This is a genomic window from Microcoleus sp. CZ3-B2, from assembly GCF_036705055.1.
Classification (GTDB): domain Bacteria; phylum Cyanobacteriota; class Cyanobacteriia; order Cyanobacteriales; family Microcoleaceae; genus Microcoleus.
On sequence record NZ_JAUBTN010000011.1, the window covers coordinates 49,253 to 63,679 of the forward strand.

The 14,427-nt window shown below is 44.2% G+C and carries 15 protein-coding genes; 10 read left to right on the forward strand and 5 right to left on the reverse strand.

Translation table 11 applies throughout. The features are described from left to right. Positions 1 to 286 precede the first annotated feature (286 nt). Positions 287 to 910, forward strand: a complete 624-nt coding sequence (gene ruvA / locus QUA97_RS07100; RefSeq protein ID WP_333194122.1) for a Holliday junction branch migration protein RuvA — start codon at positions 287 to 289, stop codon at positions 908 to 910. A gap of 5 nt (positions 911 to 915) precedes the next feature. Here ruvA and QUA97_RS07105 read toward each other — a convergent pair whose 3' ends face one another. After that, complete coding sequence (locus QUA97_RS07105; protein WP_333194124.1) at positions 916 to 1,074, reverse strand: hypothetical protein; 159 nt, start codon at positions 1,072 to 1,074, stop codon at positions 916 to 918. 19 nt (positions 1,075 to 1,093) lie between these two features. Here QUA97_RS07105 and rpsO point away from each other — a divergent pair, with 19 nt between their 5' ends. The 4 genes from rpsO to QUA97_RS07125 all read left to right on the forward strand — a co-directional run bounded on the left by rpsO (position 1,094) and on the right by QUA97_RS07125 (position 4,178). Continuing rightward, positions 1,094 to 1,363: a 30S ribosomal protein S15 gene (gene rpsO, locus QUA97_RS07110; RefSeq protein WP_333194125.1), complete on the forward strand. Its 270-nt coding sequence runs from the start codon at positions 1,094 to 1,096 to the stop codon at positions 1,361 to 1,363. Positions 1,364 to 1,459: 96 nt separating this feature from the next. Continuing rightward, positions 1,460 to 1,933 (forward strand): PAM68 family protein, encoded by a 474-nt coding sequence (locus tag QUA97_RS07115; RefSeq protein WP_194067111.1) that lies wholly within the window; start codon positions 1,460 to 1,462, stop codon positions 1,931 to 1,933. Between the two features lie 442 nt (positions 1,934 to 2,375). Next, positions 2,376 to 3,437 (forward strand): 3-deoxy-7-phosphoheptulonate synthase, encoded by a 1,062-nt coding sequence (gene aroF / locus QUA97_RS07120; protein ID WP_194067112.1) that lies wholly within the window; start codon positions 2,376 to 2,378, stop codon positions 3,435 to 3,437. Between the two features lie 180 nt (positions 3,438 to 3,617). Further along, the gene (locus tag QUA97_RS07125) at positions 3,618 to 4,178 is read left to right on the forward strand and encodes a Uma2 family endonuclease (RefSeq protein WP_333194128.1); all 561 of its coding nucleotides are present in this window, start codon (positions 3,618 to 3,620) and stop codon (positions 4,176 to 4,178) included. 163 nt (positions 4,179 to 4,341) lie between these two features. Here the strand turns inward: QUA97_RS07125 and QUA97_RS07130 are convergent, their stop codons facing one another. Beyond that, positions 4,342 to 6,939, reverse strand: coding sequence for a dynamin family protein (locus tag QUA97_RS07130; protein WP_333194130.1), 2,598 nt, complete (start codon positions 6,937 to 6,939; stop codon positions 4,342 to 4,344). Positions 6,940 to 7,025: 86 nt separating this feature from the next. On the opposite strand from QUA97_RS07130, the gene QUA97_RS07135 reads away from it, so the two are divergent. The 4 genes from QUA97_RS07135 (at position 7,026) to QUA97_RS07150 (ending at position 9,814) form a co-directional block, all read left to right on the forward strand. Then, a complete protein-coding gene (locus QUA97_RS07135) occupies positions 7,026 to 8,318 on the forward strand; it encodes a hypothetical protein (protein WP_333194132.1) in 1,293 nt (430 codons plus the stop codon). Between the two features lie 69 nt (positions 8,319 to 8,387). Then, positions 8,388 to 8,747 carry a hypothetical protein gene (locus QUA97_RS07140; RefSeq protein ID WP_333194134.1) on the forward strand — a complete coding sequence of 120 codons (360 nt, stop codon included), beginning with the start codon at positions 8,388 to 8,390 and terminating at the stop codon, positions 8,745 to 8,747. 151 nt (positions 8,748 to 8,898) lie between these two features. After that, positions 8,899 to 9,237 (forward strand): hypothetical protein, encoded by a 339-nt coding sequence (locus QUA97_RS07145; protein WP_333194137.1) that lies wholly within the window; start codon positions 8,899 to 8,901, stop codon positions 9,235 to 9,237. 115 nt (positions 9,238 to 9,352) lie between these two features. Further along, positions 9,353 to 9,814 (forward strand): hypothetical protein, encoded by a 462-nt coding sequence (locus QUA97_RS07150; protein ID WP_194067114.1) that lies wholly within the window; start codon positions 9,353 to 9,355, stop codon positions 9,812 to 9,814. Between the two features lie 377 nt (positions 9,815 to 10,191). Here QUA97_RS07150 and QUA97_RS07155 read toward each other — a convergent pair whose 3' ends face one another. The 3 genes from QUA97_RS07155 to QUA97_RS07165 form a co-directional block, all read right to left on the reverse strand. Beyond that, positions 10,192 to 11,133 carry a GNAT family N-acetyltransferase gene (locus tag QUA97_RS07155; RefSeq protein ID WP_194067115.1) on the reverse strand — a complete coding sequence of 314 codons (942 nt, stop codon included), beginning with the start codon at positions 11,131 to 11,133 and terminating at the stop codon, positions 10,192 to 10,194. Between the two features lie 480 nt (positions 11,134 to 11,613). Beyond that, on the reverse strand, positions 11,614 to 11,961 hold the full coding sequence (locus QUA97_RS07160) for an antibiotic biosynthesis monooxygenase family protein (protein ID WP_228049908.1): 348 nt from the start codon (positions 11,959 to 11,961) through the stop codon (positions 11,614 to 11,616). Continuing rightward, positions 11,906 to 12,445, reverse strand: coding sequence for a GrpB family protein (locus QUA97_RS07165; protein WP_194067116.1), 540 nt, complete (start codon positions 12,443 to 12,445; stop codon positions 11,906 to 11,908). Before QUA97_RS07165 ends, QUA97_RS07160 begins: the two co-directional genes overlap by 56 nt. 346 nt (positions 12,446 to 12,791) lie before the next feature. Here QUA97_RS07165 and cax point away from each other — a divergent pair, with 346 nt between their 5' ends. Beyond that, positions 12,792 to 13,913, forward strand: coding sequence for a calcium/proton exchanger (cax, locus tag QUA97_RS07170; protein WP_194067117.1), 1,122 nt, complete (start codon positions 12,792 to 12,794; stop codon positions 13,911 to 13,913). The last annotated feature ends 514 nt before the right edge of the window (positions 13,914 to 14,427 follow it).

The following is a 14,427-nucleotide window of genomic DNA, read 5'->3' on the forward strand; positions in this document are numbered from 1 at the left end:
ATAAAATCCGGTAGCATCGGAATGATTCAGATATATATTCTCGGACTCTGTGTACTCTGTGTTCTAGCGCCGGTTAAATCACCTGACGATGCAACGGTCAACGATATCACCACGCGATCGAACCGCTATAAGTTGATACAAAAGTGTAGTATTATTCAGTAAACAAGATTGAATTAATTGGTTTTCAAGAGTTGAAATTATCTGCGTCGATGGGCGTTTATCTACCTGACATCTGCGGTTTGCCCATCAATCAAATATCTATGCAATAAGTCTAGTAAAAAACAATATGATCAGCTATCTCAAAGGCACTGTCGCCAATATCGCCAAAGGCAGCAACCGCGTCATTTTGACTCTCGAAGTCAATCAAATTGGCTATGAAATCCAAATTTTACCCCGCGTGACGGGTCAATTGCCAGCTTCCGGCGAAATCGCCCAAATATTTACTCACCAGCAAGTTAAGGAAGACCAAATCGTATTGTACGGTTTTGGTAGCGGGGCAGAACGCGATTTGTTTAGGCAGTTGACGAGTGTTAGCGGTGTTGGTGCTCAACTGGCGATCGCCCTTTTGGATACTTTAGGAATGCCAGATTTAGTCCAGGCGATCGTTGGCGGAAACACCCGCATCCTCGCCAAAACCCCCGGAGTGGGCACAAAAACCGCCGAACGCCTCGCCTTGGAACTCAAAAGCAAACTCTCGGAATGGAGACAGGAAGCAGGTTTGACAACTTCCGTCGCCGCCGGAGTCCCCGCAGCTATTCAAGAAGAAGTCGAGATGATCCTGCTGGCGATGGGATACACTGGGGCGGAAGTCTTGCAAGCCTTGCAAACCCTCAGTCAAGACAGCAATTTGTCCAACAAAGGTAATGCGGATGATTGGATACGCGAGGCGATCGGCTATTTAAGCCGATAACTAAATCAGTTGGCGACAAGCAGCCACCACTTCGCTGTAGCGGAATTGACTTCCCCCCAAGGGGATTTAAACTCGCCCGATCGCCCGGTCAACCCTTGCCGCCAAAAAATCAACCCCCACCGTTCTCGATCTGTGATAAGATCCCAGATTGTGACATCGTACAAAAAAACCTAAAATCAATTCATGCCACTTACACAACAGCGCAAACAAGAAATCATGGGCGATTACCAAACCCATGAAACTGATACCGGATCGGCAGATGTCCAAGTCGCCATGCTGACCGATCGCATCAGCAAACTCAGCGCCCACCTGAAAATCAACCAAAAAGACTTCGCCTCCCGGCGCGGTTTGATGATGATGATCGGCCGTCGCAAACGCCTCCTAGCCTACATCCAAAAGGGAAGCGTTGAACGCTACAAAGCATTGATTGCACGTCTAGGCATTCGCGGCTAAACATCAAAGCCAAAATTTGCGACAATATTCAAGAATCTTGGACAAAAACCAAGACCTATTGAATAAATGTTCGAGAATTCAGGTTAGAGATAAAATATGTCCTCCGAACCACCCCGCCAGCGCTTACCGTTTGAACCGGTCACAAATCGTAAAAAAACGCCTAAAAAGCCCCCAGAACCTGAAACAAACGCAGCCTTAGAGTCAAATGTGGCCGACAAGCAGCCTCCAGCTAACAAAACAAGAAAACAGGCGCAATCCATCCCAGAAGCAGTCAGCAAACGCATGATATCGCGCATAGCGGTATTTTGCGGCATACCGACCATTCTGGGAATTTCCACATTTTTTGTGAGTTATTTGATAGTCAGCAAAGGCTTGTTTGACTTGCCCAACACAGCAGTATTGCTGGTAAGCATGGGCTGTTTTGGTTTAGGCGTATTGGGATTGAGCTACGGAGTCCTCTCAGCTTCCTGGGATGAAGAAACTTCAGGAAGCACTCTGGGGTGGGAAGAATTCACTACCAATTTTGGACGGATGCGAGAAGCATGGCGCGCCGCTAAACCAAAAAGTTAAAAATCATTAGTCAGTAGTCATTAGTCATTAGTCAGTAGTCAGCAGTCATTAGTCATCAGTCAGCAGTCATTAGTCATTAGTCAGCAGTCATTAGCATTTTGTAGGGGCGGGTTTAGAAGAGGATATATGATACAAATGACTAAAAAAATTGCAAAATCCGCCCTCTGAGTCATCAGTCATCAGTAATTTAGCTAACAGACAAAATTACCAAAATTTCAAAGGTTTTTAGTAAAAACTTCAGTTTCTTCTAGGTAAAATTGCCAGCAAAGACTTTAGTCATTACTATAAACAGGTTGTTATAATAGATTTGGGCAATTGCTAACTGAGAAATGATGACAGGTGAAAGAATCTAGATGAATGCAGAATTAAAATTACATCAGTTTTTCTTCGTGCATCCGTGTCATAATCCGTGTTGAGCGCAACAGACCAAGGGAAAAAAAATATGATTATTGTCATGAAAGTCGGCACTCCAGCAGCCGAGATCGATCGACTAGACGAAGAACTCCGCACTAACTGGGGTTTGATACCAGAAAAAATCGTTGGGCGTTACAAAGTCGTCATGGGTTTGGTAGGCGACACCGCAGAGCTCGAAGCGATGCAACTGCGCGAAATGAGCACTTGGATTGAAGAAGTGCTGCGGGTAGAAAAACCCTACAAACGCGCTTCTCTGGAATACCGCCAAGGTGAACCCAGCGGAGTAGCGATTGCTACTCCCTTGGGAACTGTGACGATCGGCTTAAATCACCCGATCGCAGTCGTAGCAGGCCCTTGCTCGGTCGAAAACGAAGAAATGATTGTCGAGACGGCGATGCGTGTCAAAGCTGCTGGCGCTCAATTTTTGCGCGGTGGAGCCTACAAACCGAGAACCTCTCCCTACGCTTTCCAAGGCCACGGCGAGAGTGCTTTGGGACTGCTGGCGGCGGCGCGGGAAGCCAGCGGTTTGGGAATTATTACCGAAGTTATGGATGCGGCGGACTTAAGTGCGATCGTAGAAGTAGCCGACGTGATCCAAGTCGGAGCCCGAAATATGCAGAATTTCTCGCTGTTGAAGAAAGTCGGAGCTCAAGACAAACCGATTTTGCTGAAGCGCGGCATTTCCGCAACTATTGAAGAATGGTTGATGGCTGCTGAGTATATCATGGCTGCGGGCAATCCGAACGTGATTTTGTGCGAGCGCGGAATTCGCGGCTATGACAGGCAGTATACGCGGAATACGCTAGATTTGTCGGCGGTTCCAGTGCTGCGAACTCTGACTCACTTACCGATTATGGTTGACCCCAGTCACGGGACTGGTTGGGCTCAGTTTGTACCTTCGATGGCCTTTGCGTCGATCGCCTCTGGTACAGATTCGCTGATGATAGAAGTGCACCCGAATCCGAAAAAAGCTTTGTCTGACGGGCCACAATCTTTAACACCGGATCAGTTCGACAACTTGATGGAAGAATTGGCGGTGATTGGTAAAGTCATGAAACGTTGGCCACAACCGGTGCCAGTTTTGGCGTAGAAACAGGCGAAACGCCTAACCTAAAATGCGATCGCGGTTAAATCCCCGACTTCTTTAAGAAGTCGGGGATATTTTTATTCTGTTTTTGGAATAGAGGCCCAGGGGCGATCGTACTTCTAGGAATGTTGGGAAATTTTGTATAATTGATATTTGAGTTAATTAGCGAGAGGGCTGGGATTCATGGTAGGCATCGGAACCAAACTCACTTTAGCAGAATATCTAGCTTTGCCCGACGGAGATGTATATTATGAGTTTGTAGATGGTGAAGCAATCCCCAAAGTGTCTCCTAAATATTTTCATTCTACTTTACAGTTTGCTTTGTGTCGCCTGATTGGTGTCTGGTGTAAAAGTCGCGGGCGAGTGCTTCCAGAATGGGCGATTTTGTTAAAACGTCAGGGTAAAGATTGGGCACCTGTTCCCGATTTAACGTACATTTCTTATGCGCGTCTGCCGAAAAGTTGGCGGCGAAATGAAGCTTGTCCGGCAATTCCTGAACTGGCGATCGAGATTATATCGCCGGATCAAAGTATGAAGGAATTTGAAGAGAAGGCGAAAGATTATTTGGCTGCGGGTGTGACGCGAGTTTGGGTAATCGATCCAGAGGCTATTTTAATAAGCAGCTTTTTCCCAGATGGTTCGAGTCAAGTTTATACGAATAATATGCTGATTGTGGATGAGTTGCTGCCTGGTTTGGAGTTGACGACTATACAGATTTTTGAAGAAGCGGAATTGATTGATTGATTAAGTGCGATCGTACTCTGTGCAAGATATCAGTCGTAGGGTGCGTGACAAGGGGAAAACTTTAACTCGTGGCGGTGGGACTATTGACTGTCACGCAATGCGACAAAACCATAGTATTTACAACGTACTATGGTTTTTTTGCGTTTACCCGTTACTCATTGAATTAGCGATCGCTCTGATTTAAAATAGCCTCAATTTGATTCTGTACTTGTTCGAGTTCTCGACGTTTTTCAGCCAGCCAAACTTTTTCGGCGTCGCATTCTGCTTGATTTTGGCGATCGCACTTTTCCTGCTGTTCCAATAAATTTTCCCACACCGAGATCGCTTTTGACATCACATTATTACTCGTCTCAATTCGCTTCTCGAATAATGCAATAATTCTTTCTTGTATTTTATCAAAAATCGACTGCGAAGATTCATCAAAATTCTCAAACCCTAACTCGCAAACTTTTTCCTTGATTTGAGCTTTAACTGTATCGCCATCCAAGAAACTCCAGCCCAAACCTCCACCAAGACCCGCAACTATTGTCCCTAAAATTACTGGAATAATACCAAGTGGAAGAGCGATTAACACAGCAGCCGCGACAGCACCAATTCCCAAACCGCCCATGAATCCGCCGTCACCAATATCGTCAATTGATTCAGCAATCCCGCTCCCACTTGTACCAATCTCGCCCAAATTACCTGCCATAGCCAAATTATTAAATTGACTGACAAGGTTACTACTCAGTTGCTTATCGAACTTTTGAAATTCCTGCCGAATTGCAGAAATTTCTTCATCTATTTGACTATTTAAAGCTCCCATATTCTGTTGTAAAATAGACTGTACTTTTTCAGTAGCCCAATCTTCTATTTCTTGGGTGATATCTTCCACAAATTGATCTGAATAATCTTTAGTCAGCTCTTTTTGACTCCACATATGCGAATGATCAGAAGTCCAGAGAGCGCTTTTTGCGATCAGGCGTTGTCCCAATCCTTCCAGCCATTCATTCCAAGATTGAATAGCTTCTTCTACACATTTCTCCATCAGTTCATCCGCTAAAAGTTTGATTTTCACATCGCGACCGCTTGCTTCGGCCATCAGTTCAAATATTTTCAGTTTATCTCCTTGAGAAACTGTCAACTTTCCTTCTAACATTTCCCTGTATTGACTCAATTCATCGCAGCCAGTATTAATAATTTGCTTAATTCCGGCGACAGATTGCTGAAGTGCGATCGCCCCCCGTTCAACTGTCAAAAACTGTTCGAGAGATTTAGTAAAATCCTGAAAAGATTTCAAATACTCATTTTCCGTCCCGTTCAAAATCGCCTCAAGTGCAGATTGAGCCGAAATAAAATGAATCCGGTTTTCACCCGCGATCGCATTTTGACTCTTAACAATCGTTTCTACCCTTTGTCTTACCTGCTTGCGGCTTTCTTCCCGGCGCAGCAAATCCGCAAAATTAACTAAAATAAAAATACTCTTCGCAGCTTCATCATCTCGATCGGGATTCAACTCTTTTTTCAAATACAACAGCAATTCCCGCTCTTTTTCTGTCAAAGCATTTTGAGCGTGAGTCAAAAAAATCACCGCATCAGTTGTTTTGAGAACCTGTTCCGTAACTAAAGTGCGTTCCGCTTGTTCGTTCAATCCGGGAGAATCAATAATTTCTACACCATTGGTACACAATTCGAGATTCGGATGCTCGAAAATGATTTCTGTGATTTCTGACTTGACAATTTCATCTCCAAAAGAACCTAAAGCCGCTTCCTCAGAAATTGAGGCTTTATCTTTATATTGCTCAGGTGAAATCTCCTCCTCGCGTCCATCTGTATATTTGCAAATCACCCGCTGCTGCGGCCCATATTTTAAAACAGTCACCGTACCGCTACAGGGAATATCCCGCACCGGTTGAATTTCCTCCCCCAGCAAAGCATTGAGTAAGGTAGATTTGCCTTTGCTGAACTCGCCGACAACAGCAACGCGAAAACATTGAGACTCTAATTTACGAGATATTTTTGTGACTTCTTCTGTTAAACTAGCAGATAGCACGTTGCGATCGCTTCCATCTAGCAAAGTTAAACCTAGTTTGCCACAAACAGCGTTAAGTTGTTGCCGATACTCCTGAAACTTTTTCAACTCCTGATAGGACGAAACTAAATGCTTGCGATTTGTTTGCTGTTTGGGTTTTGCTGGCAAATGTTCGATAATGTGACTAGCAGCACGGACAAACATAGAATCGAGAGATTGAAATTGTGCTGGATCGAGTAACGAGTGGACTTCTGCTAAAGCTGCTGTATCGCTTATTGATTGATTGCTAAAACTCGCCTCCAAAACAGTCAAATATCGCCCGTCGATTCCGAGTCTATCGGCGATGATTTGCAAATACTGTTTTTCGCGATCGTCCATCGTTCCATCGGCTGCCGACATCTGATAGCCAAAACTAATTAGCAGCAATTTTTCCACCTCAGAAAAACACGCTGTCAGCGCCAAAAATACCGGAAATTTCTTGTAAACTTGATGTTGCGTCACGCTTTTAACTATTGGCATTACCAATTTTTGCAAACTGTTATTAGCAGGAATAAGTTCCTTCAAAGTTGTCGCCAGTTGCTGCTTTTCTTCAGCGCCAACAGTACCGTCGGCATTAATGACTCCCAACAACACCGTCACCAGCGCCGCCAGAAAAAGCAGAGGCGGAGTAATATCCTCTTTTCGTAGTTTTTGCCCAGTCAGCAGCGAAACAAGCTCAACCGTTTGCGGACTAATTAGCGAAGTCTCCATTTGCAGGGCCTATTGATAATTTTTTTTTTATTTAATGTATCATAATATATTAGTTATTCTGTGGGTTGCTACCAGGGTAAAAATTGATGATGAACTTTGTATTTCCCGCAGCGGTACAGGCTGCGATCGAGGCTGGCAAGTACGCACAAGTGTTTACATCGGCTGGAGTGCCGATCGGCATGGCGAGAGATGCAGCCACGGGACAGTTTGCGGCCCATGCTGTGGGTGCGGTTGTCAACAACAGCCCGCTATCGCCCTTAGTGTCTCCCGTGCAGCTTGTTATGGGCGGCTTGCAGATGCACCAAACGCACATGGGCTTTCAAGCCGTCCAAGCGAGTTTGGGGGTGCTGCAAGCGACTACAGCCGTCATTGGTGTGGGAGTTGCGGCTGGGGTAGCTTTGTCAGCGGTGAATTTGCACCAGACTTTGAAACTAAAAAAAGCGGTAGAAAGGCTGGAAGTTAAAGTAGAAAACGGTTTCATCAATTTAGAACAACTTGTCAAAGGCCAAGGTGCGGAAATTAAGCAATTAATTTCCGAAGTTGTTGCAGATATAAAATTTGAGAACCACCGTTTAGTTTTAGTGCGGGCTTACGGGTTATTTAATCAAGCAATTCAACGAATGCGATCGGCTTTGCAACTGCAAGATATCAACCGCCGCAATGCTGAAATTGATGCGGCGCGGGGGATGCTGTTTGAAGCTTTAGCAGATTACAGAAATCCGCATTTGTTGGCAGAAACCTGTGCGGCGGGACAGTTGCGGCGGTTAGAGTGCAGTTGGGCGATCGAGCAAAGTATTATCGGCACGTATCAGGTGCAGAATGAATTTGGTGCTGCGGGCGATCGCATTTCTCAACTTCAACAACAAATCCGTCAAGATGGCTTAACAGTAATTGCTGGCTGCGACTCAGACGGAGAACTAGATTTTCTGTTTCCAGAGATTGCGTGCATTCACGATCGCGATTTAGTTTTATTAGACACTTGGCAAAATCAGATTGACTGGATAAAATCTTTACCGCCCAGTGAATTAAAAGAGCTACAAAGTGCTGATTTTAGTAAATCAAACTTAGCTGTTATTGGGGAGAAAAATTCAGCCACCACAGCTTTAGCAATACCCGACGAACAGTTATTTTATGAAAATTTGCGCCCGAAGTCTCATTTTTATGCGCTTCGCACTCAACTGGAACTGATGCTCGATCCGCAGCGACGTGAAGAGTATGAAGGTTATATCATTGAGCAAGGGGAAAATGCGGGTCATAAAAGTTTAGTATTGTCGAACTTGGAGAAAGCATCAGATTTGGCTGTTGCTAATTTATATTACTATTTCAGAATCCGGGATGAATCAGAAGAATCGGAAGAATCAGAATTAGTTAACACCTGAAGTTGAATCTGCAAATTTCAGGCTCAAATTTCCCATTTCTCAATCTATCAACTATAGAGGCATCGCAAAATGGATAAATTGGTTGGAAAAGCTGCTGCATTGGGATTACCCGCAATCATTCTGCTAATTGTAATGGCAACTACAGGCTTAACAGGTGGGGCTGCAATTACAGCAGCTTTAGCATTGTTAGGTGTCCCACTCGCCGCTGTGGGTGGTCCAGCAGGTATGTTAGGCGGAATTGCACTGCTGGGAATCATCGGTTTAGCTACAGAAACCTTGTCTAAGTATGGTCTTGAAGCAGTGCTAATCGGGATTTACAGACAGCGCCTTCAAAACGGAGAATCCAAATCGCGTCTGTGCGGAGAAATTCGTAATTTACCTATCTCTGGGGACATGAAACGCAAACTTGACCAAGAGTTGGGCCGTTAATAGATAGCTAGAATTAGGCTTGTCAACCCTCTCTTGCTAAATAGGAACAGCATTTACGCACCAAGCTCTATATGTAGGTGGGAAATGCCACCTTACCGCTACAGGGAGAAGTTACAAAAGTGCGATCGCTCAACTAAAAGAGGGGGAACCATTGATTAAGTTTATTGGACAAGTCGAACTGCGTAACTCTCGCCGAGTTTACTACCAAGAGGATGCTTACCGAGTAGAGCAAATCAGTTCTAAAGAAACTTACTGTTGCGACATTCCTGACAAAGCTGTGGAGTATCTATATAACGAACTTAAAGGTCGTCAAGTTAGAGTAAAAGATGCTTCTACCGTTCTCGCTCCCGTTGCTAAAAACTTTAATTTCCCCTATAATTACGGTCATAAACTTGACTACTACGCTCAGGAAGTATTGGTGGTATTGGTGGCATTAGGTAAAGCAAGTTTAAGTAAAGAAGGTCGATGCTACTTTTACACCATTACCTAATAGTTGATTGCAAATACTTGTCTTATAAAATTTTTGAATGAGGCAACAGGAAGCAACATCTAAAACCAAAATTGTACAATCCCGGTAATTCTTATTACAACAATTATCAAAAAAAATGAAGTCTAAATCAGTTACGCAAATCAGCGGTCTTCCCGGTCAATTAGTCGGTGCAGTTCCACTCCGAACCAGCGGTACAGGAACTATTAAAATAGTTGGAGACACCTTACAAGGAAATTTTACTTCATTTTTTGGCTTAGAAATCAAAGAAATTGTCATTCCCATTCAAAATGTCAAAGCAGTTGAAATTGGGGAAGGCTGTACTTGGTGGCTGCTCGGACTTGGAATTTTGACCCTGGGAATCTTCTTTATTGGTATTATTTTCATTGTATTGGCTTTCGTTGTAAAACAGCGTTATATTGTTATTTATACGAGTAGCAATAATTTAATTCTGTTTTATTCAAAAAGTGATAAAATTAACCAGTTTAGAAACGAAATAATAGAAGCTTGCCGTCCTAAACCGAGCTATATTCCCCGACCTTCTCAGTCTCCACCCGCACCGCCTTCTTTGCCAAAATGATTGATAGTTAGCTAAAGTCATGAACCAATGAATTGGTATGAATACCCTTTTTGGGCTCGTGACTGTAATTCGCTCTCAAAAATTCTTGTGTCTCTTGAGAGTTGACAATTAAACCAGCCTAAATGTCAAGCCAGACAAAAACTTGATTTACTTTATTACACATCTATTCAAATTTTGAGAAAGATTGAGTTCTTGATTTAGGATAGTAAGTGAGGAAGAACCTCCTAAAAATATGATTAATATCAATTCCGGTTGCACTCCTCATGATGTTAACAGTCAACAGTCAACAGTCAACACTGAATTTACTATTCCAATGAAGAGAAGATTTGATATAACAGGTAGTAAATGTCTGTTAAACATCGCCAAAAAACCTTGAATTAGCGCCAATTGTCTAATACAAAAACCTCGGATCGATTGTAACCAGGCTCATTTGGTTTGTGCATTACTATACCTGTACTTTCTGTGCGAAAATGCCGATCGACCATTTTACCATAGGCCACATCATGGCTCGTATTCACTCCAGCCATCAGACGCAACATTTTTTCACTCGCCCCAAACGCTTCACAGACATCCAGCAACTGTTCAAATCGATCGCCTGCGCCAACACCCGATCGCACAACTCCAAATTTGACATAACATACATTAGAACCAGCTTCGCTACCCGCACCGCAATGACAAACAGCAAATCCCGCCAAACCCTTGTCATCCCACAATAAAACCGTATCGCCCAAATTTTGAGCCTCAACCGCCAAAATCTCCCGCGATAAATCCAGCCCTGCATAAATACCATCCGTCAATTCATAACATTCTTTCAGAAAGTGCGATCGCTCCTGTGAATTTAATTCAGAATATTTTATTACCGGAAAATCCCGATCCACAAACTGAATTGGTTTTGCCATAATGAAAGTCAAAAAACGCGGGTAAAACCCGAATTTATGATAAAGCCCCTGGTGTTTTGGACTGTTGGGAAAAGTAAATAACCCCGCCTGTCGCGTCCCCCATTCCGAGAATTTGCCGATCGCACATTCAATCAAACCTTGAGCAACACCTTGATTCCAGAAGTCAGGATGAACGCTCAGCGGCCCAAAAAAACCCACACTCCCCCAACAAACAGCTATATTCGAGCCCACTAGCTGTCCCTCAACCTCCGCTGCGAAAGCCGCCGTGCGATCGACTAACCATCGCGTTTGAACATAGTTCGCATCACCACCAAAATCCGTCGGTTGAGCCAATCCAATAAAAGTACCAAAAGCCAGTCGAAAAATATGTTCAGCCGCCGCCAACTCATTTTCTTGAAGTAGTCGAATAGAGATATTCATTGTGTGCGATATCCGTTAACAAAGCGAACAATCATGCAATTATACATATTAAACCTCTTGCATAAATATTTGATTTAGATGAACATCTCCCGCTCATTATTGCGGACTAAAGTCCGAATACGAACCAATCCGAAACCTGTCAATCTACCCTATAGGATATAAGCTGTTGCTCATATAGATTGTGTATGGCGATTGAGGGTCCGATGGGGATCAGGGGAGAGGGGGAGAGAATTTGACGATTTTTGATTGTCATCAAAATATACAATGTTTATTTGCACAACAGCTTAGAACCCATTTGATATATATTCTGCGTAAATCTCAGAAACCGGGTTTCTCTCTATATTTCTCGTGATCCACCCAAAACTCGTAGAAACCCGGTTTATCGCCCCTTGCGTAAATCTCATAAACCAGTTTCTCTCTATATTCCTCATCACCCAACCCAAAAACTCCAAGATATCAAATGGGTTCTATAAGTCACGATCAAATGACTTCGTAATGTTCCACTGTTGGAAAAGGATCGTAAAAGTGATGCAATAAAGAACGCCACCTTTGATAATCTGGCGATTCTCGAAATCCCACAGTATGGTCTTCCAAATTCTGCCATCGCACCAGCAGAATATAGCGATTTCTAATTTCGATACACCGTTGCAGCTCGTGCGAAATATACCCCGGCCTAGAAGAAATAATAGCTGAAGCTGTTTTGAAAGCAATTTCAAATTCAGCAGCCATATTAGGTTTAACATCAAGAATAGCAACTTCTAATATCATAGATTTAATCAGGCGATCGCCAATTTGCTGCTTTTCGATCGATTTCTTGAATAAACTCATCTTTTCCATCCATGTACCCCTGAATGTTATCCTGGTAAGTGTTTGCGAGTTTTCTTTGAAGTTCGCTGTATTGCTGCGCGTCTTCAGGATGGGAAATCAGATAATCTCGAAACGCTAAGTGGCGATATATCTGTGCTGAGTTCACTTCAAACCTGTGAATGTGGTGCGTTCTAATCCCTAGTTCATTACTTTTACGAAAAAAACGGCGGCCCGGTATCCCAAACTCACCCATTGCTTCATAACCTAAGGCCTCAAGTCCTGAACTCTGTGCATCGACTTTCATAATATCTTTGACCTCAACTAGCATATCGATAATCGGCTTTGCATAAATTTGTGGAATGGCTGTGCTACCGATGTGATGTATAGCGATCGCATTTTCGGTAAGTGCAAGTGCAATCTGTTTCGACTCAGTTTCAAAAGCGTCTCGCCAACTTGGATCGTGGGGGACGACTTCTACTTTGAAAAAATCTAGTTTTATTGACATGACTGATAATTATTTGCGACTTTTGTGATTTCAGATGAGTTGACGATCGCATTTAACCGACACTGATTTTATCATTACTCATTTACCGGCTGCGCGCCAAACTCTTAAACATACGGATAACGGGGAAAAACTGACTGTTTGGGAGCGAAATTTCAAATCGCCCGATCGCCCTTTGTGTAAAGTTGCTCTCCCGCCAGCGTCGCGACAGGGAAAGCCCGACAAAGGAGTAGGCCAATAAAGAAGAGCGCCACCTCAAGCTTTGAGCGAACCCAAATTTCTTTTCCTCCCGCTTCTTGCAACTTTGTGGCAGGCTATGATTGACAGTTGCGAGCTTTTAACAATCTAAATGCCAAACACAACTACAATAATTTCCAGCCTGCTGATATTTATCCCAGTTTCCATCGCCGGACACTTTCTCGGCTGGGAATCCTCCACAATCTTCATTACATCAGCCCTAGCCATCATCCCCCTAGCCGCCTGGATGGGCACGGCTACCGAAGAAATCGCCGTGGTGCTCGGCGCAAATTTGGGGGGTTTGCTCAACGCCACCTTCGGAAATGCCACAGAATTGATCATCGGCATCGTCGCCCTCAACGCCGGATTAATAGATGTTGTCAAAGCCAGCATCACCGGTTCAATTATGAGCAACCTGCTGCTAGTGATGGGACTTGCAATGCTGCTAGGTGGCTTGCGCTACAAAGAACAAGAATTTCAGCCCACAGTCGCTCGGTTGAACGCTTCAGCGATGAACTTAGCCGTGATTGCCATTTTGGTGCCGACGGCAGTTAATGCCACCTCTATTGGCATTCCAGAGGCAACTATGCAGAACCTCTCTAGCGCTGTGGCTGTAATCCTGATTGTCGTCTACGTGCTGACACTGCTGTTTTCGATGAAAACCCACACTTATCTCTACGATGCTGGCGTGGCAGAAGTAGAAATGCTCGAAGAATTAGCCGAAAGTAACTTAGCACCAGACAGTCCCGACCACAAGGTCAATCTGCCGCTGTGGATTGGTGTGCTGTTGGCCTGTACTGTCATGGTAGCGATCGAGTCAGAATTGCTCGTGAGTACCCTAGAAGAAGCTACCGCCACTTTGGGGCTGACATCACTGTTTACCGGGGTGATTTTAGTGCCGATTATTGGCAATGCAGCCGAACACACGACGGCGGTGACTGTGGCGATGAAAAATAAAATGGATTTGTCGGTTTCTGTGGCCGTGGGTTCGAGCTTGCAAATTGCTTTGTTTGTTGCGCCGGTGTTGGTTTTGGCAGGTTTTATCTTGGGCAAACCGATGGACTTGAACTTCAACCCGTTTGAACTTGTAGCGGTGGCGGTGTCGGTGCTGATCGCCAATTCTATCAGTTCTGACGGCAACTCTAACTGGCTCGAAGGTACTTTGCTCTTGGCAGCTTATGCGGTTTTGGCACTGGCTTTCTACTTCCATCCGGTAATCGAGGGACTTGTTTAACAGGCTTTCTCGTGCTGAAGGAAGATCCAAGATGCAAGAAGGAAGATGGTGGATTTTCCAACTCTCCTCCACTCTCCCACTCAAAAGCCTCTCGGTTTTCCAGTATTTTTTTGACTACTTACCAGCTTCCTCTTCGAGGGAGTATATAATCTCTCGAAGAGGACGCTGGCACTACAAATGCTTGGGCGCTCGATGTTCCCCGGACGCTCTGCTTGCAGGACTTCTTTTTTTTGAAAGTGGTCGTGGCGATCGTACAATTGAAATATAGCTGCCGTAAGTTCTAGAAAAAGATTGGATTCGCACTCGCGATCGAGACTTTAACTTTAGTCCGTCTGCTTGGCTCGATCGACCCTTCTGGACTTCAATCAGCAAGTGCTGATGAGTGTTGTACTAGGTGTGCTACGATCGTCACAATCTGAAGATTGAGTATAAGTAGACCACGTAAAAATTTAACTAGGTTGTTGAGCGTGCAGTCACACCTAACAGTGTTGCCCTCTGGGAAAGCTGGCACTCG